Here is a 25,860-nt window from a genome sequence, read left to right on the forward strand (position 1 = left end):
GATGCTGACAACTCTACTTTCTATACTGACCAATCGCATTCTGTGGAGCTTCCTGGGCGTAACGGCGCTCGCGGCGGTCATCTGGATGATTGGCCCGCTGTTGTCCATCGTGGATACCCGGCCCCTTGAATCAGAGCAGAACCGCGTCATCAGCATTGCGGTGGTCTACCTGATTTGGGCCCAGAGCCACATTCTGCCGCGGCTGTATAACGCCTGGCTGAACCGTAAGCTGATGGACAAGCTCAACGAAAATACCACCAGCCCGGAGGCGGCCGATCCGCAGAAACGTCTGAACAGCGAGGAGCAGATCCTTGCCGGGCGTTTCGATGAAGCCGCCCAGATGCTGAAAAAAGCCCACTTCAGCAAAGCGGGACATGGCGCGCAGTGGACGCAGCGCTTTAGCACGCAGTACCTCTATCAGCTGCCGTGGTACGTCATTATTGGCGCGCCGGGTTCCGGTAAAACCACCGCGCTGGCCAACTCCGGGCTGCAATTCCCGCTGGCGGATCGCTTCGGTAAAACCGCGCTGCGCGGCATTGGCGGCACGCGCAACTGTGACTGGTGGTTTACCAACGAGGCGGTTCTGCTGGATACCGCGGGGCGCTACACCACTCAGGAGAGCGAGCAGGTTCAGGACGCCGGGGAGTGGCTGGAATTTATCAACCTGCTGCGTAAATACCGCCGTCGCCAGCCCATTAACGGCGTGATTATCACCATCAGCATTTCCGACCTGCTTTCGCAGTCCGCTGAGGCCTCGCGCCAGCAGGCGGTCAACCTGCGCCAGCGTCTCTCCGAGCTGCATGAACAGCTGGGTATTCGCTTCCCGGTGTATGTGATGGTGACCAAAGCGGACCTGCTTAAAGGCTTCCGCGCCTGGTTTGCGGATTACGACAAAGCCCAGCGCGACCAGATCTGGGGCTTTACGCTGCCGTGGGAGCAGACCAAACACGCAGATTACGACCTGATGGGCAACTTCCAGCAGGAATTTTCCCTGCTGCAACAGCGTCTGGATGCTGGCCTTCCGGAAACCATGCTCAAAGAGCATGACGCCAAAACCCGTGCGGAAGCCTATCTCTTCCCGCAGGAGTTCGCCGCGCTGCGTCCGCTGCTGGCTGACTACCTGAGCACGGTCTTTGCCCGCTCAAACTTCGAAACTGAATTTTCGCCGCGCGGCATCTACTTTGCCAGCGGCACTCAGGAAGGGATGCCGTTTGACCGCGTGATGGGCGAGCTGAACCGCGCGCTCTCCTTACCTGAAGGGGGGGAAAGCACGCGCTGGGATTCGGTGAGCAAAGAGGCGCCGATCCCAGGCGCGAAGGGCCAAAGCTTCTTCATTAAAAACCTGCTGCAAAACGTCATTTTCCAGGAAGCGGGCATCGCCGGGGAAAACCGCTGGTGGGAGCTGCGCAACCGCGCCGTGATGTGGTCCGGCTACGCGGCGCTGCTGGCCCTGCTGGTGATCCTGGGTGGCCTGTGGCTGACCAGCTACGCCAAAAATAAAGCCTATCTGGAAGAAGTGGACGAAAAAGTGCCGATGCTGGAGCAGCAGAGCAAGGCGCTGCAAAACCAGCCCCAGCGCGATCTGTTTGTGCTTCTGCCGCTGCTTAACAGCCTGGTGGATCTGCCGAAAAGCGATGCCTTCGACGTTAACGACCCGCCGGTTTCTCGCCGTATGGGGCTTTATCGCGGGGATGACGTCAGCGATGCCTCGCAGTCTTTGTATCAGAAGGCGCTGGATCAGATGCTGCTGCCCGCCGTGGCAATGCACATTACCGCCTGGCTGCGCAACGACAACGGCAGCGACGTGGAGTACAGCTACGAGGCGCTGAAAGCCTATCAGATGCTTTATCAGCCCAAGCACTATGACGGCAAATTCCTGCACTCGTGGGTGATGCTTAACCTGCAACGCAACCTGCCGCAGAATGTGACGCAGGCGCAGCTTCAGGAGCTGGAATGGCACCTGACCCAGCTGCTGGAGCCAAAAATTCAGGCTTCACCGTATGCGCAGGATGAGGATCTGGTGGCACGTGAAAGGGCGCTTATCAACCAGCAGCCGCTCTCAACACGCGTATATGGCCGCCTGAAACGTCTGCTGGAGCATGATGAAAACCTGAAGCCGGTTTCGCTTTCAGATCTCGGCGGCCCGCAGAGCGAGCTGGTGTTTTCCCGTAAAAGCGGCAAGCCGGTGAGTGAGGGCGTAGCGGGTCTGTATACGCCGGACGGCTACTGGAAGAGCTTCAACGACCAGATCGACAGTGTGACCACCGCCCTGCACGAGGACGATGCCTGGGTACTGGGAGCGACCACCGCTCAGGAAGATAAACAGCAGATCGACAACGCCGTGCGCCAGCTCTACATGCGCGACTTTATCGTCAACTGGGATCGCTTTCTCGCTGACATTCAGCTCAACAACAGCGCCGATCTTTCCCAGCGCATCAACACCGCGCGCCTGCTTTCAGGCACCAACTCGCCGCTGCGCCGTCTGGTGCTTAACCTGAGCAAGGTGCTGACCCTGTCGCGCACTGCGCCTGCGCCGGAAGATGCGCAGAAAGCGGAAGACCAAAGCAACCGCGCCACCCGCACGCTGGAAGCGCTGTTCAGCAACGGTGACAACGCCCCGACGCAGGGCGCGGTTGTGACGCAGGCGCCTGAACAACTGGTGACTGACCACTATGCGCCGATGATTGAGCTGGCGCAGCCGCTGGAGAAGGGTGGCAAGACCATCGTCTTTGACGATTTTCTTAAGCAGGTTGACGAGCTTTATCGCTACCTGACCGCCGTTCAGGATGCGGCAAACAGCGGTATGCCCGCGCCGGGCGGCGATGCAATCAGCCGCCTGCAAGCCAGCGCGGGACGTCTGCCGGGCGGGCTGCAAACCATGTTCAGCAATATGGCCGTCGGCGCCAGCAGCGATACCCAGCGTCGCGATCTGGAGAACGTGCGTAAGCGCATTAACGTGGAAGTGGGTGGGTTCTGCCGTCAGGCGATTGCCGGGCGTTATCCACTGGTGCGCAGCGCCAGCACCGAGGTGACGCCGGACGATCTCGCCCGCATGTTCGCGCCGGGCACCGGACTGATGGACACCTTTTTCCGCGACAACCTGACCAACAAGGTGGACACCACCCAGGCGAACTGGCGCTTTATGCCGGGCATCGACGGTAAAACGCTGCCGGGCAGCGAAGGGCTGTTGCGTCCGTTCCAGCAGGCGCAGTCTGTCCGCGATGCCTTCTTCGCCAACGGCGCGACCACGCCATCCTTCAGGGTGACGGTGCGCACCGTGCGGATGGACAACACCATTCTGAACCTGACGCTGGACGTGGACGGCCAGCTGCTGCGCTACAGCCACGGTCCGCAGGCGGTGCAGATCATGAACTGGCCGGGGCCGGGCGGGACGAACCAGGTGCGTATGCAGCTCGGTCTGACCAATGGCAGCACCGCAACGCTGGTAACTAACGGTTCCTGGGCGCTCAACCGCTTTTTCGACAAGGCGCGCACCAGCCCTGGCGCGGGTAGCCTGAGCCGTCAGGCGACCTTCAACGTCGACGGACATCAGGTCACGCTGGAGTTTGCCCCGAACAGCATCCGCAACCCGTTCCAGCTTCCCCGTTTCTCATGCCCATAACCGCAAGGACAGCCGTATGACGAATACCCCTGCGATGAACCGTTATAGCTGGTATGGCAAATTACCCAGCGCCGGAGATTTTTTGCAGCGTCGCTTTCCGGATACCCTGCAACGCCAGTGGTCGCACTGGTTCCAGGTCGGCCTGCTGGCCTGGCAACAGGAAGAGCAGCGCAGCGGCGAGCGCCCGTTTTCAAAAGCCCCGGTGTGGAACTTTGTCGTCCCGCCGATGCTCGGTAGCCAGATGATTCAGATGGGCTGCCTGCTGCCGGGCCGTGACAGCGTAGGCCGCCACTATCCGGTATGCCTGCAACTGAGCTTCACCCCCGCCGAGTGGTCATCCCGCCTGCTCGGGCAGGCTGAAAGCTGGTACCAGCAGCTTGGCCGTCTGGGGCTGCACGCGGTGCGTAACAGCTATTCTGCCTCCCAGCTGGATGAAATGCTGATGACCATCCCGGCGCCCCAGCCGGTTGAGCCGCAAAAGCGTTCCGACATTCTCGACGTGATTGGCTATGACGACGATGGTCAGAGCACGCTGGGCTGGCCGCAGGCGGCAGAGTGTTTTGATCCGCTGCGCCAGACCAGCTACTGGTGGACAAACCGCTGCGACGGCTATCCGCTGTACACCCACGTCCACAGCGGAAACTTCACCGGGCAGCTCTTTACGCTGCTGTTCGATCCGGCAGGCGGCGCCCGTCCGGGCCGCCACGGTCTTTACCCGCCTATGTTTGAATAAGCAGGGATCTTATGAATATCGATGAATTTCTCGCGCCGATAAGCCCCGATAACCCCTGCGGTGAAAACCTGGAGTACGACGCTGATTTCCAGGCCATGGGTCAGGCCAGTCAGGGTAAAGCCGAGCAGCAGTTTGGCGACACCATCATTCCGGCAGAGCCTGCCGACTGGAACACGGTGGAAAAACTCGCCACCAGCCTGCTGGGTCGCACCAAAGATCTTCGCGTCATGCTGGCGTTAACCCATGCCTGGACGCGTCGTCGCGGGCTGGCAGGTTACGCCGACGGGCTACTGCTGGTGCAGGAAGCCCTGTCCCGTTACTGGGAGCAACTTTACCCGCTGCTGGAAGAGTATGGCGAAACCGATCCGTTCTACCGCATCAATGCCCTCGCCGGGCTGAGTGATAAATCTGACCTGACGGTCGCGGTGCGTAACGCCTCACTGCTCCGCTCAAACGGCGATGAGATTTCGCTCCGTGACGCCCAGGCGCTGCTTGACGGCAGTAAAACCGAGTGTCCGGATTATCCGGGCGGTCGTCCACGACTGATCGATGAGCTGGCCCGGGGCGATCAGCCCGGCACCGAAGCGGTAATCGTGATCAACGAACGCCTGCTGGCCATCCGCGAACTGCTTACCGGCTATCTCGGGGAAAGTGGCGTACCGGAGATGGAACAGCTGTTGAAAACCGTCGGACTGGTTTCCAGCGCCTGTCAGGTGACCGATATCAGCAAGCTGCTGCCGAACCGTGACGCGCAGGCTGAACAGCACGCCGAGCCGCAGCCGGTGGCCGCGTCGCCCGTTCAGCAGGTGACGGACTGGCGCAGCGTGCAGGTGACCAGCCGCGCCGACGCCCAGCTGATGCTGGAAAAAGCGAAACAGTATTTTGCGCAGTACGAACCCAGCCATCCCGCACCGCTGATGATTGAACGGGTGCAGCGGCTGTCTGAACTCAACTTTATGGACATTATTCGCGACCTGGCGCCAGACGGCGTTAACCAACTGGAAAACATCTTTGGACGCCGCGAATGACGCGTCCTGGCATTATGACGACAGGCATGGAGTCTGCCGTTTCACCTTCACCGCGCATCTTTGATGGAGAACATCATGGCAATGAGTAACAGTGGACAGAAATTCATCGCACGCAACCGTGCTCCCCGCGTGCAGATCGAGTACGACGTAGAGATCTACGGCGCAGAACGCAAAATTCAGCTGCCGTTTGTGATGGGCGTTATGGCCGATCTGGTTGGCAAGCCGGTGGAAAATCTGCCAGCCGTCGACGAGCGTAAGTTCCTGGAAATCGACATCGACAACTTCGACGAACGCATGAAGGCGCTGAAGCCGCGCGTGGCGTTCCAGGTGGATAACACCCTGACCGGCGAAGGTAAGCTCAACGTCGATCTGACCTTCGACAGCATGGACGACTTCCTGCCGGACGCGGTGGCCCGCAAAGTAGAGCCGCTGAACAAGCTGCTGGAAGCCCGTACCCAGCTCTCCAACCTGCTGACCTACATGGACGGTAAAAACGGTGCGGAAGAGCTGATCGCGAAAATTCTCCAGGATCCGACGCTGCTCAAATCCCTGAGCCAGTTGCCAAAAAATGACGAAAGTGCGAAAGGTAGCGAGGAATAATCAATGAGCAACCAGACTCAACAACACGATCAGCAGGCGGGCCAGGCGTTCAGCCAGGACGAGTTCAGCGCGCTGCTGAATAAAGAGTTCCGCCCGAAAACCGATCAGGCGCGCTCTGCCGTAGAAAGCGCGGTTAAAACCCTGGCGCAGCAGGCGCTGGAAAACACCGTGACCTTCTCAAACGATACCTACCGCACCATTCAGAACCTGATTGCCGGTATTGACGAGCAGCTTTCACAACAGGTGAACCAGATTATTCACCACGAGGAGTTCCAGAAGCTGGAGAGCGCCTGGCGCGGGCTGAGCTACCTGGTGAACAATACCGAAACCGACGAGATGCTGAAGATCCGTTTTATGAGCATCTCCAAGCAGGAGCTGGGCCGCACCCTGAAGCGCTACAAGGGCGTGGGCTGGGACCAGAGCCCGATCTTCAAAAAAATCTACGAGCAGGAGTACGGCCAGTTCGGCGGCGAGCCGTTTGGCTGCATCGTGGGCGACTACTACTTCGACCACAGCCCGCAGGACGTTGAGCTGCTGGGCGAGATGGCGCGCATCGGCTCTGCGGCCCACTGTCCGTTCATCACCGGCACCGCGCCGGGCGTGATGCAGATGGAGTCCTGGCAGGAGCTGGCTAATCCGCGCGATCTGACCAAAATCTTCCAGAACACCGAATACGCTGCCTGGCGTTCACTGCGTGAATCGGAAGATGCCCGCTATCTGGGCCTGGTGATGCCGCGCTTCCTGTCGCGTCTGCCGTACGGTATTCGCACCAACCCGGTGGACAGCTTCGATTTTGAAGAGCAGACCGACGGCGCGAACCACAACAGCTACTCCTGGGCGAACGCGGCCTATGCGATGGCGGCCAACATCAACCGCTCCTTTAAAGAGTACGGCTGGTGCACCTCCATTCGCGGCGTGGAATCCGGCGGGGCGGTGGAAAACCTACCGTGCCACACTTTCCCGAGCGATGACGGCGGCGTGGACATGAAGTGCCCGACCGAGATCGCCATCAGCGATCGCCGTGAGGCGGAACTGGCGAAAAACGGCTTTATGCCGCTGGTTCACCGCAAAAACTCCGACTTCGCCGCCTTCATCGGCGCGCAGTCTCTGCAAAAACCGGCCGAGTACCACGACCCGGACGCCACCGCTAACGCGCGCCTGGCCTCCCGTCTGCCGTACCTGTTCGCCTGCTGCCGTTTTGCTCACTACCTGAAGTGCATCGTGCGCGACAAAATCGGCTCCTTCCGCGAGCGCGAAGAGATGGAGCGCTGGCTGAACGACTGGGTAATGAACTACGTCGACGGCGACCCGGCGAACTCCTCCCAGGAAACCAAGTCCCGAAAACCGCTGGCGGCGGCGGAAGTGCAGGTGCAGGAAATCGAAGACAACCCGGGCTACTACGCCGCGAAGTTCTTCCTGCGTCCGCACTACCAGCTGGAAGGTCTGACCGTTTCCCTGCGTCTGGTATCTAAACTGCCATCGCTGAAGACGAAGGACGCGTAATGACGATGGCCGGCCCGAAGGGGCCGGCCATCTGAGCGGAAGAGCTTAGCTTATTTCTGTCAGTGAATAAGGATAGACTGTGAAACATATACTTTTGCTCGCGACCAGTTTGCTGGCAGTTTCTACTCTCGCAAGCGCGGACGCTGGAAATTACAAATACCCTCAAGCGGAAGCATTGCCTCAGGATGACACATCAAACTTCCAACGCGATCCGACGCTGTTAACAGGGTACGATTTAAATCTGAGTGCAGAGCGTTTTGCTAAAGCCTGGCTGTCGAAAACGAATGAACGTGAACGCATTAAGGCAAATATGTATCTTCTCGGGGTAGTCGACGCGTCTGAGGGCACTGCATGGTGCAAGGGCAGGCCTTTTTTGCCAAATACAATACATGAGTTTCTCTATTCTCGTTTTGCGAACTTATCGAAACAGCAAGGCGAGGAGCGCGCTTCAAAAATCATCATTGACGGCATGAAAGAATTACGCCCGTGCAAAAAAGGAGAGTGACAAATGAGACCGTTATACGAACAACTTAAACGTCAGCATTACTCTTCAAATCACACACGCGCGGGTTTTGCCTCGGGTGAACAGGTTTTTTCAGAAATTGGCTACGATTATTCGACGATTATCAAGCAACAACCGGCATACGAAAATACCTGTGCGGTAAGAATGAGCCTGGCATTGTTAAAATGCAATGTTGAATTTACAGGGCGTTTACCCATAAAGACCGGTCCCTATAAGGGAAAAACAATCGAGCCTGGCGCAAAATTACTTGCCGATCAGCTTTATAAATCCCATGTGTTTGGCAAGGCAGAAATCTTTAAAGACCGCGAGGCTGGTGCACGCTCAATGTTGGGCCGAAAAGGTGTTGTTTTCTTCAATAAAATTGATGGGTATGGCGGTGGTCATATCGACCTTATCGAGCCTCTGAGTAATAATTCGTTTATATGTAACTCCGATTGCTTTCCGTACTGTCAGGAAATCTGGTTTTGGGAATTAAAATAATTATATTCAGGTGTCTAAAGACCGTATTTCTTTTGCTCACTTGCTTATCTTTTTCTGCTCGCGGTGACAACCCTTACGTTGATTTTTATCAGCAGCAAACATACCGGCAGGTGGTAAAAGATTTTGTCCTGGCGCGCTGCCTTGCGCAGGTGGCAGATAAAGGCAGTCAATTTTCTGCTGATGCGGCCCGCAGTGCGAGTGCATTTATTGAATGGATACCGTTTGATGCTGAAAACGGTACTGACAAAGTTAACGCCATTATTGGGAAGTATAAAAACCAAATTAATGGTTTCCACTCGGAGCGCAAACCTGATGTAAAAGGCGTAACCTTAAATTGTCTACGTCTTTATCATAGCGACGAACTGAATAAACTGGTTCCGCAGCTCATCATTGGCGATCCTGATCGTACCTGGATTCAGGATAATCCGCAGTAGTAAAAGACTTCACATTCTTTCCGTTCATTCAGGGGGAATGTAAGACTGTCAAATGACACGGGTCGTTTGATATGAGGCAGAGGTAAAATATGGACGGTTTTATTCAGCCCCATGCTTTCCTGTTTGCCATATAAGGGCTTTTTCGAAAGCAATATTGTTCATCCACGAAGAGTAGATATTATGGCTATTGATATGTTTCTGAAGGTCGAGGGTGTTACGGGCGAATCTAAAGATTCTAACCACACCGGCTGGACTGATATTACCTCCTTCTCCTGGGGCGCGTCCCAGCCAGGTAATATGAGCGTTGGCGGTGGCGGCGGTGCCGGTAAAGTTAACTTTAACGACCTGCACGTTAACGCTCTGATCGACAAATCCACTACAGCAATCCTGAAACACTGCGCAAGCGGTAAACACCTGACCAAAGTTGAACTGTCCGTCTGCAAAGCGGGTGGTCAGCAGGTTGAATACACCCGCATCACCCTGGAAGACGTTCTCGTGACTTCCGTTCAGTACACGGGTGCAGACAACGGCGATACCGTTGGCGTGACCTATGCATTCCAGGCTGCGAAAGTGAAACAGCAGTACTGGGAGCAGACCACTGCCGGTGGTAAAGGTGCTGAAAGCAGCGCTGGCTGGAACATCAAAGAAAACAAAGAAGCGTAATTGCGCGCGTGACCGGGGGAGTTTTCCCCGGTCATTATTTACAGAGACTTAATTTCGGTTACAAAGGGATGTCAATATGAGCGTAAAATCAACGGTTGCTCCTGGTTATTGTGTTGTTCAGCAGGCTGGTACGTTAGATTTCCAGGCAAGGCTGCTGTTCAATAAACCAGACAGTGAAGCGGCACGTTATTTTATGCAAGTGAACAGGGACACACGGTGGTTAAAACCCGGGCAAATATTGATCCTTAATGCTCCGGGTGCTGAAAATGCGGTTCAGCTAAAACAATTACAAAATGCAAAACAAAAGGTTAATGGAGCATTGGCAGAACTGAATACAGATGAAGCTAATTTCTTTAACAAGCATTTTAGTACCATCGCAGCATTAACTAATTTTATGGATAAATCTCTCGGGGTGGTTGCTGATGCAGGTGAAAGGTACTTTAGCGAAATAGAAAAGAAATTAAAAGCTATCGAGCTGGCTTATCAAAATCAATACAGAACGCAAGGCACATTGATCGGGCAGCAGTTTTTTGTTGAGAGACAGAAACTTTTTTCTGAGCTGGACGTTTTATTAAATAAGCTGTCCAGACTAACGCTGAAACTGAAACCTTATGAAGAAATCAAGCACGCTTTAGGTTTATCAAGCAGGTCAATTGTCCACGAATGGAGTACTGCGGGTGTTGCCTCGATACGAGGGTATTCAACATATGTAGACAATGCATCAAAAGCTGCCCGTTTTCTGAAAATGGGAGGATGGCTTGCTATCGGCTTCGCTGGTGCAAACACAACCAATGAAGTTTACGATGCCTGTACAGTAGGTAGAGAGCAGAGTTGTTCCAAAGTCGCCGTTAAGAAGTACAGTCAATTTGGCGCCAGTCTTGCGGGCGGGATTTATGGCGGAAAGTATGGCGCCATGGCTGGGGCTGGCGTATGTGTTGCATTGGGCGTGGCAACAGGTGGTGTAGGGTTGCTCGCGTGTTCTGTGGTAGGCGCCGCTGCGGGTGGATACCTTGGTGGCGAAGTTGCCGGTGGAGCAACTGAATATGTCATGGATAAACTATGGTGAATGTAGAAAATATTCTTTTATTTCTGATTGTTGTTTTATTTTTACTTGTCGTAATTATGGACCTCATCAGTTCCCGTTATTTTAAAAAACACGAGGCCGAATATAATCAGCTTCTTTCAGAATATCGGCAAAAAGGCTACGATCTCGATCTGGTGACAAATTACGCATCTTTTTTTGGTTCGCTGGCGAACTATCAAAAAATAATCTGGTTTGTTCGTCTTCGCAAAGGCGTGAAGATGAAATTTACCAAAGACAGAAATGTTCAGGATGATGCCTATAAATTCGTTCAGGCTTTACCGGAAGAGAGAATCGGCTGGATATTAAAACTGCATCGACGCTATAAAGCTCAGGCCATACTTTTTACGCTATGGCTGCTTATCGGCATTATTTTCCTGAATGTAGTCAAATAGCTTTAATCAGCCCTTAACCCCCAAACCCCGCCGTTCTCACCCCCGAGAGCGGCAGCGTTTGAGCGCTAATCATACCAGCAGGAATACGCCATGCGATTCACGATTATTTCTACGAAACCCGGTCATCAGCCGCCGCAAAGCAGCTGTGATTTTTATGCCCCGGGCGGCACCATTGGGCGCGGTACGGATAACAATCTGGTGCTGCCGGACAATGACCGCACCATCTCGCGTTTGCAGGCCATCGTTCACGTCGACGCCAGTGGCGAATGCCGCGTCACGAACCGCGGCAGCGTTACCCGCGTGGTACTGAATGATATCCCGCTGGAGCGTGGGCGTCAGGTTGAGCTTCAGGATGGGGATATTCTCGGTATTGATGATTATCGCATTGAAGTCAGCGAACTCATTCATGACACCCAGCCCGTAAGCCGCATGGCGGCCAGCATGCAGCAGGCGCGTCCAGCGGCGACACCGGCGCCAGCGCCGCAACCGAAACCGGCCAGCGCCGCGCCACGCGGAAAAGCTGAACCTACGGCCGTGCCGTCTGAAATCTGGGACAGCCTGATGCAGGAGTTTTCCATCTCCGACAGCATCTCCAGCAACCGGGCAAAACCACAGCCCGTCGCATCCCACGATCCGTTCTCTCAGCCTGCGGCCCCGGAGCGGAATGCCGAAGATCCGCTGGCAATGTTTAACGACGCCGAACCGTCGCTTGAACGTAAAAACGTTGACCCGGACACGCTGTTTAGCGATGAAGCGTTGTTTAAAAAAGAGAGCATCTTTGACGATGTCACCCCTTCAACGCTGGTACAGCCGGACGAAAGCAAACCTGCCCAGCCAAAGGAAGAGGCGTCGGACGAACTCGATCCGTTAGCCCTGTTTGGCGGGTCGGCGAGCGCACCTGCCGCGCGTCACGATGACCCTCTCGGCCTGATGGGCGGCGCGCCGTTAACCCATCCGGATGAAATCGTGGCCGATAAGCCGGAGCCAAAGCCTGAACCGCAAGCCGCACAGGAAGAGGATGCGCTGGCCAGCTCACCGCTGTTCGATCCGGAACCGACTGAACCACAGGATGCGCCGCGCGCGGAAGAAGAGCCCGCGCGTCCCGATTACGCTGGCTTCACCATGCCAACGCCGCAGGCCGTCGCACGCAGTAGCGCACAGACGCCGAAGGGACGTCTGCGTATCGACCCGGTTAAAAACGCTGCATCGCCTGCTGCCTCCGCGCAGACCGGCGAGCGGGGCGAGGTGCTTCAGGGCGAACTGCTGGAGGCGCTGCTGGAAGGTATGGGACTGAGTGAAATGCAGCCGGTGCCGCAGTTTGACCGGGAAAATATGCGTCAGCTGGGTCAGATCCTGGGCATGTTCTCGCAGGGGACCGTGGCGCTGCTCTCCTCGCGCTCCATCCTCAAGCGTGGGGTGAAAGCCGATATGACCATGGTGCTCGACGATGCGAACAACCCGTTCAAACTGTTGCCGACCGGAAAAACGGTGCTGATCCAGATGTTCGGCACGCCGATGCCGGGCTTTATGCCGCCGACTAAATCGGTGCGTGATGCGCTGATCGATCTCCAGGCGCACCAGCTGGGGATGATCTCCGGTATCCGCGCCATTATCGCCGCTATGCTGCAATCCTTTAACCCGGAACAGCTGGAAGAGCAGGCGAAGCAGAACGGGATGACGTCACGCCTGGCGCTGCCGGGCAGCCGTAAAGCCGCGCTGTGGGATTATTTCGTTCGCAGCTATGGCGAGACGGCGGGCGAGATCGAGGACGACTTCCATACCCTGTTTGGCGAAGCCTTCCTCCATGCCTATGACATGGAGGTCAATCAGTACAAAGACTCACAAAGCGGATCGGAAGAAAAATGAATATCGCAACGGCTTCTCTCTCCCGCCAGGGGACGCGCGCCAGCAACCAGGATCAGACGGGAGAAACCATCGGGGAACGTTCAGCCTGCTTTGTCGTCTGTGACGGCATCGCGGGCCTGCCGGGCGGCGAGGTGGCCGCAGAGCTGGCCCGCAACAGCATTATTTCCCGCTTTGATGGCGACAAGCACCTGAATGCGCAGCATATTCGTGACTACGTCCAAACGGCGAACCGCACCATCCTCAGTGAACAACAGGCCGTGCAGGACTATCGCCGGATGGGCACCACGCTGGTCAGCCTGTTTATCGACAGGGATTACCGTCTGGCTTACTGGGCGCACGCCGGAGACAGCCGCCTGTACCTGTTTCGCCGCGGCTGGCTGTGGCATGTGACCACCGATCACAGCCTCGTCCAGCAGATGAAAGATGCCGGGCATCAGACCGACGATCTCAACAGCAACCTGCTGTATCTGGCGCTGGGTATTGAGAATGGCGGACCGGAAGCGAGCTACAGCGATGTCGTGCAGGTGGAGGACGGTGATGCCTTTTTACTCTGCACCGACGGTTTCTGGCACGGCGTCAGCGAAGAGCAGATGAAGCAGTCGCTGCACATGGTCAATACGCCACAGGAGTGGCTGACCTTAATGAACCAAATCATTCAAAAGAATGCCGAACAGGAGGGCAATGCTCAGGATAACTATACCGCCGTGGCGGTGTGGATGGGCAACCCTCAGGACACCACTTTGCTGCATACGCTCTCTGACGCAGCACAATTTCTTCCCTGCGGAACTGATTAGACACACAAGGATTGATATGAAACTTTGGCTATCGGGTTTGGCTCTTCTTACGGTGGCGACCACCGCACAGGCTGAAAACTTCCGCATCGTGCAGTCTCCTGCGCAGAAGCTGGATATCTGGATCGACAACATTAAAGACAATACGCCGCAAAGCTGGTGTAAGGCGGACGTGGCGCTGCGTATCGTGGCGAACGGCAAGAAAGAGGTTTCGGTGCTGGAAAACTTCGTGCCGCGCCTTGGCTCGCTGCTGGAGCACCAGTGCAGCAAGCTAAATACCCTGAACTGGACGCTTAACGATCCGGAAGGCACGACGCTTGCCCGGGGCACAGCGGCTAAAGCGCAGGACTGGGCGCTGGTGGTGAAACAGCAGGAAACGGCGGCGGCAACGACCACCACCTCAGGCGCGCTGCTGCCGCCTGACCAGAATCCGGAGACGCACACCGTGGCGGCAGATCGTACGCCATGGCAGGAGTTCACCCTTCAGGACGGTTGCCACCTGCGCACCTTCTGGGAGGGCGGTTCCTCCGCGCCAGCGCTGTTTATTCCGGATTCCGACACCACCCGCTGCGGCAACGGCAGCTGGCTCAGCGGCCATACCGTGGTGACGCAGAACCGTAACGGGACGCAGAAAGCGATTCCGGTCACCTACATTCACGGCTTCCCGGTGATGGGGCTGAACAACGCGGTCGATCCTGAAAAGGCGCTGATCACCTCCGTCAACAAAGAGCGCATGGTCTTCAGCACCCCGAACAGCGACCAGAGCTGGATGATCCTGCCGTACGACAGCGCCCTGAACGGCTGGAAGAGCAACGGCACGGTGGCGGTGGAAATCACCCGTGAGATCGCCAGCGACGACGCCAGACTCCAGGCGCGTATCGCAGAGGTGAAGAAGATCTGGAGCGCATGGGTTGCACCTGGCGCGGAGCTGAACGTTGTTCTGATTGACACGCTGCGTCCGCAGCTGCGCGATCCGGCAGTGGGCGCCTGGCGCGCGGCGAATTAAGGAGGGGCTATGAATACGCTTTATCAACGTCTGGCGGGTGAGTCGATTAGCGACGCGCTGCTTCGCCTGGAAGCCGATATCAAAGCCCATCCGGCGGATGCCGATCTGCGCGCCGCGTTTGTGCAGTTCCTGATCCTCAGCGGCAACTGGGCGCGCGCCCTGACCCAGCTGAAAAGCTGGCTGGCGCTGAAGCCGCAGGCAAAACCGACCGTAACGCTGCTGGAGCAAGCCATTCAGGGTGAACAGCAGCGGGCGCGCGTGTTCGCGGGAGAGGCGCGACCGGCAATGCCCGAGGCGCAGTGGCCGTGGCTGACGACGTTAGCCCAGGCGCTGACCGAAAGCGCCGGGCAAGCGCAAGCGCAAGCGCTGCGTCTGGCGGCACTCGAACAGGCCCCGGCAAGCCGCGGGCAGGTCACGCTGGAGAATGAAGAGAGCCACATCTTTGAATGGCTGATGGACGGCGATGCCCGTCTGGGGCCGGTGTGTGAAACCCTGGTCAATGGCCGTTATTTCTGGGTGCCGTTCTGCGCCATCGACGCGATCCGTTTTCAGGCTCCGGCCAGCGTGACCGATCTGGTGTGGCGTCATGCGCTGGTCCGCCTCACGGACGGCACCGAGCAGGTGTGTCAGATCCCGGCGCGTTATCCGTTTGCTGACGGGGCGCCAGACAGCGTTAAGCTGGGGCGCACCACCGAATGGCTCCCGCTGGACGATGACGGCGCCCTGTATGAAGGCATGGGACAGAAAGCCTGGCTGAGCGAGCAAAGCGAAAGCCCGCTGCTTACCCTGAGCCTGGTGACATTTACCTCGGATGGTGCGGATGAGTAATCCCGCTGGCGAAGGCGATCTGCTGCGCAGCGGCTGGCAGGCCCGCAGCAGGCAGGAGAAAGTGGGGGCGCGCGACAAAATGCAGCCCTCACTGCTGGATCGCCTGACGGATAACGATCCGGAAAAAAAACGCGAGTCCGCCAACAGCAATCTGATTACCCACGCCGCGCTGCGTCGTAACGTCCTGCGGGATTTACAGTGGTTGTTTAACACCATTAACCACGATGCCTCCAGCGATCTGAGCGGGCTGACGCAGGTGAGCCGTTCCGTCGTGAATTTTGGCGTGGCGCCGCTGGCGGGGAAAAGAATGTCCGATATTGAATGGCACGACATTCAGCGCAAGCTCACCGAAGCGATTATTAACTTTGAACCGCGGATCCTGCCGCAGGGGCTTCAGGTTCGCTGCGTGTCCGATACCTCCTCGTTAGATCTGCACAACGTTCTGTCTATCGAAATCAAAGGTCGCCTGTGGTGCGTGCCGTATCCGCTGGAATTTCTCTTTCGCACTGACGTCGATCTTGAGAACGGCCATTTTGAACTGAAGGATGCGGGGTAATTATGGAAAGCAAACTGCTCGAATATTATAACCGTGAACTGGCCTATCTGCGCGAGATGGGCGCAGAGTTCGCCGAGCGCTACCCGAAAGTGGCGGGGCGGCTCGGCATGCGCGGCATCGAAGTGGCGGACCCGTACATTGAGCGCCTGATGGAAGGTTTCGCCTTCCTGACCTCCCGCGTGCAGATGAAAATGGACGCCGAATTTCCGCGCTTTTCACAGCGTATGCTGGAGATGATTGCGCCAAATTATCTGGCGCCTACGCCGTCGATGGCGATCGCTGAAATTCAGCCCGACAGCAGCCGCGGCGACCTGAGCAAAGGCTTTATTGTGCCGCGCGGCACCATGATGGACAGCCTGGCGCTGAAAAAAACCGGCGTTACGTGCAGCTATACCACGGCGCACGAGGTGAACCTGCTGCCGTTAAAAATTGAGCGGATCGAGCTGGGCGGCGTTCCCGCCGATCTGCCGCTGGCCCAGCTCGGCCTGAGCCAGCGGGGGATCAGCAGCGCCTTACGGATCCGCATTGCCTGCGATGGCCCGCAGCATCTCGGGCACCTGGACTTTGACCGCCTGGAGTTCTTCTTAAGCGGCCCGGACATCGAGGCGCTGAAGCTGCTGGAGCTGGTGATGGAGCACCACGCGGGTATTGTCTGCCAGACGGTCAGCAAGCAGCCCCAGCGCCAGCTGCTGTCGTCTGACGCCCTGCGTCAGGAAGGCTTTAATGCGGACCAGGCGCTGCTCCCGGACGATCTGCGCAACTTCGACGGCTATCGCCTGTTGCAGGAGTACTTTGCGTTCCCGGCGCGTTTTCGTTTCATCAGCCTGAGCGGGCTGGGCAAGCTGATCCAGCGCTGCGAAGACGAAAAAGCGTTTGATATCTTCATTCTGCTCGACAAGAGCGACGATCAGCTGGAGCGCGTGGTGGATGCCAGCCACCTGGCGCTGCACTGCACGCCGGTGATCAACCTGTTCCCGAAAGTGGCGGCCCGGCAGAAGCTGAGCGAAAGCCAGCATGAATACCACCTGGTGGTGGATAACATCCGCCCGCTGGATTATGAAATTTATGCCGTGAAAAAAATTTATGCCAGCGCGGATGGTCAGCGGGACGACCAGACGTTTCGTCCTTTCTGGAGTACCTGGAGCGGAGACGCGGGCAACTACGGCGCCTATTTTTCCCTGCGCCGTGAGCAGCGCGTTCTCTCCGAACACGCGCTGCGCTATGGCACCCGCACGGGCTATATCGGCTCGGAGGTCTTCGTCTCGCTGGTGGATGCGCAGCACGCGCCGTGGCAGGAGAATTTGCGCTACATTTCCGCCGAGGTGCTGTGCACCAGCCGTGACCTGCCGCTGATGCTCCAGCAGGAGCTTGGGCAGTTTATTATGGCCGACTCCATGCCGGTGAAGGCGTTAACCCTGCGTAAAGGCCCGACGCCGCCGCGTCCGGCGCTGGCCGAAGGGTTCAGCACCTGGCGGCTCATTAGCCAGCTGCAAATGAACTACCTCAGCCTGATGGACAGCGAAAACGAAGAGGGCGCAGCCGCGCTGCGTCAGCTGTTAGGGCTATACGCCAACCTGGCCGAGACGCCGGTTGCTCGTCAGGTGGATGGCGTTCGTCACTGCGTGCTGGAGCCGGTGCACCGCCGCGTGCCTGAACCCGGCCCGGTGGTGTTCGCCCGCGGGATCGGCATCACCCTGACGGTGGACGAACGCGCCTTTTCCGGCGCCAGCCCATGGCTTTTCGGCAGCGTGCTGGAACGCCTTTTTGGCCGCCTGGTCTCCATCAACAGCTTTACGGAGTTCACGCTCAAGAGCCAGCAGCGTGGTGAAATCGGCTACTGGGCGCCGCGCATGGGTAAAAGGGCGCTGGTATGAGTGAAGTTGCCCCTGTAACGCTGCGCGTGCATCGCCTGACGCCGCTGCCCGATGCGTTCTGGCGCGGAGTGCGCGAGACGCCGTGGCGCTACGATCTGTTCCAGCTGTTAAGACGCATTGATGCCCAGGGCGGTGTGCGTTACCCGCTGGGGCGCGCGCCGCTGCCTAAATTTGAGCCGCTGCGTATTGGTCAGCAGCCTTCAATGGGCTTTGCGCCGTCAACGGTTGCTGAGGTCCGGCAGCGGGAAGAGAACGGACTGCATGACGTTTCCATACTGAGCTTCGGCCTGTTTGGTCCTAACGGCCCGCTGCCGGTGCACATGACTGAGTATGCCCGCGAGCGTATTCATCATCATCAGGATCACAGCCTCAGCGCGTTTGCCGACCTCTTTCACCACCGCCTGACGCTGCTGTTCTACCGCGCCTGGGCGGACGCGCAGCCTGCCGTTTCACTGGATCGCAACGACAACAGGCGCTTCGAAGGGTATCTGGCATCGCTGATTGGCATGGGGCAGCCTGCCCAGATGTCGAAAGGCAGCCTGAGCGCGCACGCCCGCTTTACTCACGCCGGGCACCTGACCCGCCACGGGCGGGATCCGGAAGGGCTGGAGAAGATCCTGCGCAACTATTTCAACGTGCCGGTCAGGCTGGTGGCCAACGTCCCGCAGTGGATGCCGCTCTCAACGCGGGAGCAGGCACAGCTGGGCGAGGGGCGGCGTATGCCGCGCATGGGAGAGTCCGCTTTTCTCGGCATTGCGGTACGCGACGTGCAGCATAAATTTCGGCTTGAGATTGGCCCGTTGAGCGCAGACGACTACAACCGTTTTCTGCCGGGCGAAGGGTGGGTGACCGAGCTGCGCGACTGGGTGCGACAGTACGCCGGGGTGGAATTTGAATGGGAAACACGTGTGATCCTGCGCGCCGATGCGGTGCAGGGCGCCACGCTCGGTAGCGCCGGGCGATTAGGGTACAACACCTGGCTCGGCCTTCAGTCTCAGCCTGTTCCGCGTGGCGATCTGGTGTATCGCGCAGAGCGATAATCCTTCCGTATACCGAATCATTGTTAATGGAAACTAACATGTCAGAAATTAGCCGTGCCGTGCTTTTCGGCAAACTGGATACGCTGTTATTTACCTCTCTGGAAAGCGCGACTGCCTTCTGTAAGCTGCGCGGCAACCCGTACGTTGAGCTGGTGCACTGGCTGCATCAGCTGATGCAGCAGCAGGATGGCGATCTGCAACAGGTCATTCGTCACTTCGCCCTTGATGAACAGCAGCTGACGCGCGATATCGTGGCGGCGCTGGATGCCCTGCCGCGTGGCGCGAGTTCCGTGTCTGATCTTTCCGAGCATATCGACAGCGCCGTCGAGCGCGCCTGGGTCTACGGCTCGCTGAAGTTTGGCGTCAGCCGCATCCGCGGCGGCCATTTGCTGATCGGCATACTGAAAACGTGGAATCTGGCTAACGTGCTGAAAAGCATTTCGGCGCAGTTCACCCGTCTTAACGTCGAGGTGCTGATCGAGCAGTTCGACGCCATTTGCGCCAGCAGCAAAGAGAGCCAGCAGGCCGCCGCCGCTGCGGACGCGCCTGCCGGGGCAGTACCGGCTGCGCAGGGCACGCTGTCGCAGTATGGTCAGGATCTGACGGCGCGCGCCCGGGAAGGGAAAATCGACCCGGTGGTGGGGCGCGATGAAGAGATCCGCCAGATGGTTGATATTCTGATGCGTCGTCGCCAGAACAACCCCCTGCTGACCGGGGAAGCCGGTGTCGGGAAAACGGCGGTGGTGGAAGGGCTGGCGCTGCGTATCGCTGACGGCGACGTGCCGGAGCCGCTGCAAAACGTTCAGCTGTGGCTGCTGGATATCGGCATGCTTCAGGCCGGCGCGGGCATGAAAGGGGAATTTGAGGCGCGCCTCCAGGCGCTGATTAACGAGGTGCAGTCCAGCGCCACGCCAATTATTCTGTTTATCGATGAGATCCACACCCTGATTGGCGCTGGCGGTCAGCAGGGCACCGGCGATGCCGCTAACCTGCTCAAACCTGCCCTGGCGCGCGGGCAACTGCGCACCATCGGCGCGACCACCTGGGCGGAATACAAAAAATACATTGAGAAAGATCCGGCGCTGACCCGCCGTTTCCAGACCGTACAGGTTCACGAGCCGGACGAAGCCAAAGCCGTGCTGATGCTGCGCAGCACCGTGTCGCCGCTGGAAACTCATCATCAGGTTTTACTTCTCGACGAAGCGGTCAGCGCGGCGGTGAAACTGTCGCATCGCTATATTCCTGCGCGTCAGCTGCCGGATAAAGCGGTGGCGCTGCTGGACACCGCCTGCGCGCGCGTGGCCGTCAGCCAGAGTGCGCCGCCTGCCCAGCTGGAAGACTGTCTGCGTCACCTGGCGGCCCTGGACGTGGAGCTGGAGATTGCTGAACGCGAAGCGCGCGTGGGGGCGGGCGATCCGGCGCGTGTGGCGGCCTTAACCGCCGAACGTGACGCGTTCGAAACCCAGCGCAAAGCTCTGGCCCGTCGCTGGGAAGAAGAGCGCACGCGGGTGCAGGAGATTATCCGTCTGCGTGCCGCGCTGTTTGCGGCGGGTGATGAGGATACGACTGAACTGCGCGGCCAGCTGGCAGAACAGCAGCAGGCGCTGAAGACCTTACAGGGTGACGAACCGCTGCTGTTTGCCGCGGTGGATGAGAACGTGGTGGCTGCGGTGGTCTCAGACTGGACCGGGATCCCGCTGGGCCGGATGGTGAAAAATGAGATCGACGCGGTGCTGAATCTGGCCGACACGCTGAACCAGCGGGTTATTGGTCAGCGTCACGGTCTGGATCTGATTGCCCGTCGGGTAAAAACCTCGCGGGCGAAGCTTGACGATCCGAACAAACCGGTCGGCGTATTCATGCTCTGCGGGCCATCCGGCGTGGGTAAAACCGAAACCGCGCTGGCGCTGGCGGAGTCCCTTTACGGCGGCGAGCAGAACGTCATTACCATCAACATGAGTGAATTCCAGGAAGCGCACACCGTTTCGACGTTAAAAGGTGCGCCTCCGGGCTATGTGGGCTATGGTGAAGGCGGCGTCTTAACCGAGGCCGTGCGCCGCCGTCCCTACAGCGTGGTGCTGCTGGATGAAATTGAAAAAGCGCACCCGGACGTGCACGAGATCTTCTTCCAGGTCTTCGACAAGGGCTGGATGGAGGACGGTGAAGGGCGTCACATTGATTTCCGTAACACCATTATTATTCTGACCTCTAACGTCGGCACCGACCTGATCGCAGCCATGTGCGCCGACCCGGAACTGATGCCGGAGCCTGACGCGTTAAGCGGCGCCCTGCGCCAGCCGCTGCTGGAGGTGTTCCCGCCAGCGCTGCTGGGCCGCCTGCTGGTGGTGCCGTATTACCCGCTGAGCGACGAGATGCTGGGGCAGATTGTGCGTCTTCAGCTCAGGCGCATTCAGCGTCGTCTGGAAGAGAATCACAACATTATTTCTGAATTTGACGACAGCGTGGTCGAACAGATTGTTCAGCGCTGTACCGAGGTTGAGTCGGGCGGGCGTATGGTGGATGCGATTTTGACCAATACGTTGCTGCCTCAGATGAGCCAGATTTTACTTACCGCCAGCCGCAGCGACGAGCAGTACCGACGTCTGCATGTCACCTGCGAGCAGGGCGAGTTCCACTGTCAGTTTGCCGCGTAATAATCATCAAGAGAACTGTAAAAGATGACGGATAATGATAACAATCGGACTGTCCCAAACGCGCTCCCGGTCGGGTACCGTTTCAATGAGTTTGAGATAAAAGAGGTGATTGGCGGCGGCGGATTCGGCATCGTCTATCGCGCCTGGGATCACCAGCTCGAACGCACTATCGCTATCAAAGAATTTATGCCTTCCTCCCTCGCCGTGCGCGGCGAGGATATGACGCTGGTGCTGCGCAGCGAGCGCTTCGGCAAAGCGTTTTCTGCCGGTCTGAACAGCTTCATCCAGGAAGCCCGCCTGCTGGCGCGCTTTAACCACCCGAACCTGCTGCACGTACTGCGTTTCTGGGTGCAAAACGACACGGCCTATATGGGGACGCTGTTTTACAGCGGTACCACGCTGTCGCGTCTGCGCGAAGAGAAACCGGAACTGATTAACGAGGCGTGGATCCGCCGCATGCTGCCAATGCTCTTCGGCGCCATCAAAACGATCCACGACGAGGGTTATCTGCACCGCGACATCTCGCTGGATAACATTCAGATTCAGGATAACGGCCTGCCGGTGCTGCTCGATTTCGGATCGGCGCGCCGCACCATCGGTAATCTCTCGGATGAGACGGAAACCATGCTGCGTCCGGGCTTCGCGCCTATCGAGCAGTATACCGACGACAATGAAAGCGAGCAGGGGCCGTGGACGGATATCTACGCGCTCGGCGCCGTATTGCGCACCCTCATCGTCGGCTCTCCGCCGCCGGTCAGCGTGGTGCGTTCGATTCAGGATACCTGCAAACCGCTGGTGGAGCTGATGCCGCAGGGCTATTCCATCCCGTTGCTACAGGCCATCGACAAGGCGCTGGCGCTGCATATGGAAGACCGTCCGCAATCCATTGAGGAGTTCGCGGCGCTGATCGAGATGCCCGTCGCCGGTATCGACGAGGTGCTTACCGCGAAGAAGACCGGCACGATGCTGGTGCCGGTGGAAGAGGAGACATCTGCTTCCGCGCTGGACTGGCGACGTTACAAGCTTCCGGGGCTGGTGGCCGCGGGCGTGCTGGTTGGGGTGGTTGCCGGTGCGATGCTGTTCGGCGGCGGCAGCCAGGAAACGCCAGAGCAGACGGCGCAAACCCCTGCCGTGAGCCCTCCGGCTGAGACCTCCGCCCAGGCGGAGACCAGACCGGCAACGGCAGACGTGAGCGAGCCGGTAGCGTCACCTTCTACGGCGCAGCAGAGTGCGCCGCCTGTCGACGCCAGCCCGGTCGCGCTGGTCTACATCCGCATGCTTGATGGCGAGACGCTGAAGGTGAACGGCGAGTCTAAAGCGCTGCGTCCGGGCAATAACGGTTACGCATCGCTGAAATTGCCTGCGGGCGAGACCCGCATTGAACTGGAAGGCAATGGAAGAACGCGTACCCAGACGCTGGATATTGCGAAGCCAGGCACCTGGCTGGTGAATCCGTAAGCCTGCGGGTAACAGGACGGAGCGAATGTATAACATCAAGTTTGTCTATCTGTTCCACGAGAACGTCTCGCCAGCGTTGTTTGCGAAAATAATCCGTCCGTCCGTTGCCGGACAGTGGATTATGTCGGTTCCCGACCATTCGCTGCGCTCGCTCTTCACGCGCTACGATCTGCTGCGCACGATCACCGGTGCGAATCCTTATCAGTCCGGGCGCGATACCCGCACGCTGATCGCGCAGGATTTAGAGATGGGCAGAGTGGTTGCCATTGACGAAAGTTTTCGTGACTGGTCATCAGTAACGGAAATTTTTTATATCAATGCCAAAGGGCAACTCCAGGCTGCCTCGCTGGTCGGCCTGGGCTGGTATCCGGTGAGTACGATTGTCGACCGCTACGAAACCATGGTGAGAACGTACGGATCTCGCCCTGCGCCAACGGTACTGCCAAAACAGGTGGTGAAATCTAAAACGGCACAGGTGCCGGATGAACCTACTCCGGGCAAGGACGGTAAAACCTATGCCGGGCAGCTTCAGAAGATGACCAAAGCAGAGCGCTGGCAGGCGCGTAAAGATCTGATTGCGAAGGGGAGCAATAGCCTTTATCCGGATGCCCAGATCGCCGCGAAGCGTCTGGCTGCGAATAATATCGCGGTGGAAAAAGCGAAGCTTGCGGAAAATATTTATAAGACCGTGAACCCGCTGGAAACCACACCAGGCGTGCCGGAGGGGTGGACGGATATCAGTAATGACGATGCGCTGTTAGGAAAGTTCGGGCTGAACAAATCAATGCTCTTTGACGATGATACGTCCCCCAATTTTCTGGCGCGCGTCTATCAACCGAAGCCGGAAGTGTTTGGTACAGATATGAACCCCACGCTGGTATTCAGGGGATCGCGCGAGCCTGGTTTCGCCTCTCTGTCTGAGAATGTCTCCTCTTTACTGACCAAAGGGGAGCTGGCGCCGGTGGTAAACGGGGCTGACTGGTCGAATAACTTCTCACAGGGCATGGGTATGGCTTCAGATTATTATAAAAAGGCCGTGAGTATCGGTAAGGAGCTGGCAAGGTCAGGCCAGAATATTGATATTGCCGGTCATTCCCTTGGCGGTGGCCTCGCCTCTGCAACCTCTATGGGCAGCGGAAAAGCGGGGTGGACGTTCAACGCCGCCGGCCTGAATGCCGGAACCGTAGAAAAATACGGCGGCAAGATATTAGGCAGTACGGATAATATCCAGGCTTATCGGGTTGAAGGTGAGCTGCTGACGAAGATTCAGGAAGTTAACCCCTGGGAGGATCTGAAAACGATGAAAGGGCATGTCCCTTCGTGGATCCTCAAAGAGGAAATCTCTGCGCTGAGCCCTAATGCTGCCGGAATACCCCACGATCTTCCCGGTGGAACCGGAAGCGCGCTGGACCGCCACGGGATTAATCAGGCGATTGATTGCATAGAGCAACAGAAGGACGAGGATATTTCGATAATCGGGAGTCGATTGTGAAAAAACGGTTGATGGCTTTTGTCGCGTTATGTTTTTTATTCATGATTCAGGGGTGTAAGCAGGATATGGACCTTAATCCACAGGACTACTTCAGCGGTCAGCAGCTTGAACTGGCGAAAGCGATTGAAGAAGGTGATGTCGACGCGGTGAAGACGCTTGCACCAGACAGCGATCTTAATAAACCGGGAAAGCAGGATATGACCCTGCTTTTTTGGGCCATCGGCAACGCGATTAATGATAAAAAAACATCGCCCCATTTAAAGGTGATTACGTTGCTTGTTAAGGCCGGCGCAGATCCGCTCCAGCCTCGACCGCAGGGAAAAAGCAGCCCTGCCGAATTTGCCCTGAAGGGGGACAGCGCAGACTGGATCAACGCTATGCTGGACGGTGGCCTTTCGCCCAATGTGAAAGATAAGGTCTTCCACGAACCCATCATCTTCCAGTCGCTAAAAGCGAAAAATACAGAGACGCTGGAAGCCATGCTCGATAGCGGAGCAGACGTCAATGCAACCAATTCACTGGGTAAAACGTTGGTGTTTGATGCGCTGGATAACCAGGCTTACGATCATGTCTTGTTACTGCTCGATCGTGGAGCGGACCCGTCAGTTAAGGCTAAAAATGGCTGGTCAATGAGCAATGCGCTTGCGGACGCGCTGAGTGGACTTGATAGAGGCAGCGAGCAATACGAGAAGTTAAATGAAATAAAAGAGAAACTTATTCAGAAAGGGGGCGTGTGGCCACCTGCGCCGGTTAAGTGATTGCACAACTGTCATAAAAGCCAGAGATAAGGTTTTTTCCGGAGTTTCCATAAGCCTGCACTCTTTGGATTTATAAATACGAAAGTTCGTACCTCCAGACAAATCAACCCAGCATTGCATCAATCCAAATCCATCTCGTCGAAATTAGCTTTACGTTCATAAACGTTCCCAGCATAAACCATTACGGAATAAAGATTATGCTCAACCGAATTACCGTCCAGCTCCCGGTCGAGGGGCTGCTCTTCTGGAAACTCTCCGGCCGCGAAGCGATGTCCGAGTCGTTCGCGCTGACGCTCACCCTGCTTGGTACGGACGCGCGCATTGACCGCAGCAAGCTGCTGGGCCAGCCGGTCACAGTGACCATCCCGACGCAGAACCTGCTTACCCCCCGCTATATCAACGGCAAGGTGACGCGCGTGGCGGTGAGCGCCGTGGAGCTGACGGGCACCCGCTACGCGGTGTACCAGCTGACGGT

Annotated in this window: 23 protein-coding genes; all 23 read left to right on the top strand. The window is 57.6% G+C overall.

The window, feature by feature from the left end:
* Position 1: 1 nt before the first annotated feature.
* Positions 2–3,622 carry a type VI secretion system membrane subunit TssM gene (gene tssM, locus INF61_RS07690; RefSeq protein ID WP_193547662.1) on the top strand — a complete coding sequence of 1,207 codons (3,621 nt, stop codon included), beginning with the start codon at positions 2–4 and terminating at the stop codon, positions 3,620–3,622.
* A gap of 16 nt (positions 3,623–3,638) precedes the next feature.
* Positions 3,639–4,355: a type VI secretion system-associated protein TagF gene (gene tagF / locus INF61_RS07695; protein ID WP_015570330.1), complete on the top strand. Its 717-nt coding sequence runs from the start codon at positions 3,639–3,641 to the stop codon at positions 4,353–4,355.
* 11 nt (positions 4,356–4,366) lie between these two features.
* Entirely contained in the window at positions 4,367–5,383 is a 1,017-nt protein-coding gene (tssA, locus tag INF61_RS07700) for a type VI secretion system protein TssA (protein WP_015570331.1), read from the top strand.
* A gap of 75 nt (positions 5,384–5,458) precedes the next feature.
* Entirely contained in the window at positions 5,459–5,983 is a 525-nt protein-coding gene (gene tssB / locus INF61_RS07705) for a type VI secretion system contractile sheath small subunit (RefSeq protein WP_008502644.1), read from the top strand.
* A 3-nt stretch (positions 5,984–5,986) separates the two neighbouring features.
* Positions 5,987–7,486 carry a type VI secretion system contractile sheath large subunit gene (tssC, locus tag INF61_RS07710; RefSeq protein ID WP_006810956.1) on the top strand — a complete coding sequence of 500 codons (1,500 nt, stop codon included), beginning with the start codon at positions 5,987–5,989 and terminating at the stop codon, positions 7,484–7,486.
* A 79-nt stretch (positions 7,487–7,565) separates the two neighbouring features.
* A complete protein-coding gene (locus tag INF61_RS07715) occupies positions 7,566–7,991 on the top strand; it encodes a Rap1a/Tai family immunity protein (RefSeq protein WP_193547663.1) in 426 nt (141 codons plus the stop codon).
* 3 nt (positions 7,992–7,994) lie between these two features.
* On the top strand, positions 7,995–8,489 hold the full coding sequence (locus INF61_RS07720) for a T6SS effector amidase Tae4 family protein (RefSeq protein WP_022648411.1): 495 nt from the start codon (positions 7,995–7,997) through the stop codon (positions 8,487–8,489).
* Positions 8,474–8,923, top strand: a complete 450-nt coding sequence (locus tag INF61_RS07725) for a T6SS amidase immunity protein Tai4 family protein (protein WP_022651413.1) — start codon at positions 8,474–8,476, stop codon at positions 8,921–8,923. Before INF61_RS07720 ends, INF61_RS07725 begins: the two co-directional genes overlap by 16 nt.
* Positions 8,924–9,103: 180 nt before the next feature.
* On the top strand, positions 9,104–9,586 hold the full coding sequence (locus tag INF61_RS07730; RefSeq protein ID WP_014884229.1) for a type VI secretion system tube protein Hcp: 483 nt from the start codon (positions 9,104–9,106) through the stop codon (positions 9,584–9,586).
* Between the two features lie 76 nt (positions 9,587–9,662).
* Positions 9,663–10,652, top strand: a complete 990-nt coding sequence (locus INF61_RS07735) for a hypothetical protein (protein WP_193547664.1) — start codon at positions 9,663–9,665, stop codon at positions 10,650–10,652.
* Positions 10,646–11,062: a hypothetical protein gene (locus INF61_RS07740; protein ID WP_047051733.1), complete on the top strand. Its 417-nt coding sequence runs from the start codon at positions 10,646–10,648 to the stop codon at positions 11,060–11,062. The genes INF61_RS07735 and INF61_RS07740 overlap by 7 nt, the downstream gene beginning before the upstream one ends.
* A gap of 90 nt (positions 11,063–11,152) precedes the next feature.
* Positions 11,153–12,928 carry a type VI secretion system-associated FHA domain protein TagH gene (tagH, locus tag INF61_RS07745; RefSeq protein WP_193547665.1) on the top strand — a complete coding sequence of 592 codons (1,776 nt, stop codon included), beginning with the start codon at positions 11,153–11,155 and terminating at the stop codon, positions 12,926–12,928.
* Complete coding sequence (locus INF61_RS07750) at positions 12,925–13,722, top strand: PP2C family serine/threonine-protein phosphatase (protein WP_003859969.1); 798 nt, start codon at positions 12,925–12,927, stop codon at positions 13,720–13,722. The genes tagH and INF61_RS07750 overlap by 4 nt, the downstream gene beginning before the upstream one ends.
* Before the next feature lie 16 nt (positions 13,723–13,738).
* Positions 13,739–14,725 carry a hypothetical protein gene (locus tag INF61_RS07755; protein WP_193547666.1) on the top strand — a complete coding sequence of 329 codons (987 nt, stop codon included), beginning with the start codon at positions 13,739–13,741 and terminating at the stop codon, positions 14,723–14,725.
* A 9-nt stretch (positions 14,726–14,734) separates the two neighbouring features.
* The gene (locus INF61_RS07760; protein WP_193547667.1) at positions 14,735–15,553 is read left to right on the top strand and encodes a type VI secretion system accessory protein TagJ; all 819 of its coding nucleotides are present in this window, start codon (positions 14,735–14,737) and stop codon (positions 15,551–15,553) included.
* A complete protein-coding gene (gene tssE / locus INF61_RS07765) occupies positions 15,546–16,109 on the top strand; it encodes a type VI secretion system baseplate subunit TssE (protein ID WP_015570336.1) in 564 nt (187 codons plus the stop codon). Before INF61_RS07760 ends, tssE begins: the two co-directional genes overlap by 8 nt.
* A gap of 2 nt (positions 16,110–16,111) precedes the next feature.
* On the top strand, positions 16,112–17,983 hold the full coding sequence (gene tssF / locus INF61_RS07770) for a type VI secretion system baseplate subunit TssF (RefSeq protein WP_100134745.1): 1,872 nt from the start codon (positions 16,112–16,114) through the stop codon (positions 17,981–17,983).
* Positions 17,980–19,023 (top strand): type VI secretion system baseplate subunit TssG, encoded by a 1,044-nt coding sequence (gene tssG / locus INF61_RS07775; RefSeq protein ID WP_193547668.1) that lies wholly within the window; start codon positions 17,980–17,982, stop codon positions 19,021–19,023. Before tssF ends, tssG begins: the two co-directional genes overlap by 4 nt.
* Before the next feature lie 38 nt (positions 19,024–19,061).
* On the top strand, positions 19,062–21,677 hold the full coding sequence (gene tssH / locus INF61_RS07780) for a type VI secretion system ATPase TssH (protein ID WP_193547669.1): 2,616 nt from the start codon (positions 19,062–19,064) through the stop codon (positions 21,675–21,677).
* 24 nt (positions 21,678–21,701) lie between these two features.
* Entirely contained in the window at positions 21,702–23,135 is a 1,434-nt protein-coding gene (locus INF61_RS07785) for a serine/threonine-protein kinase (RefSeq protein ID WP_023296772.1), read from the top strand.
* Between the two features lie 25 nt (positions 23,136–23,160).
* Positions 23,161–24,627, top strand: coding sequence for a hypothetical protein (locus INF61_RS07790; protein ID WP_017384289.1), 1,467 nt, complete (start codon positions 23,161–23,163; stop codon positions 24,625–24,627).
* A gap of 11 nt (positions 24,628–24,638) precedes the next feature.
* Positions 24,639–25,385 (top strand): ankyrin repeat domain-containing protein, encoded by a 747-nt coding sequence (locus INF61_RS07795; RefSeq protein ID WP_032667010.1) that lies wholly within the window; start codon positions 24,639–24,641, stop codon positions 25,383–25,385.
* Between the two features lie 197 nt (positions 25,386–25,582).
* Positions 25,583–25,860 (top strand): contractile injection system protein, VgrG/Pvc8 family (locus tag INF61_RS07800; protein WP_227413464.1); only part of this gene is annotated, 278 nt, incomplete at its 3' end.

The sequence above is a fragment of the Enterobacter cloacae complex sp. P18RS genome, assembly GCF_014982105.1.
GTDB lineage: Bacteria > Pseudomonadota > Gammaproteobacteria > Enterobacterales > Enterobacteriaceae > Enterobacter > Enterobacter hormaechei_C.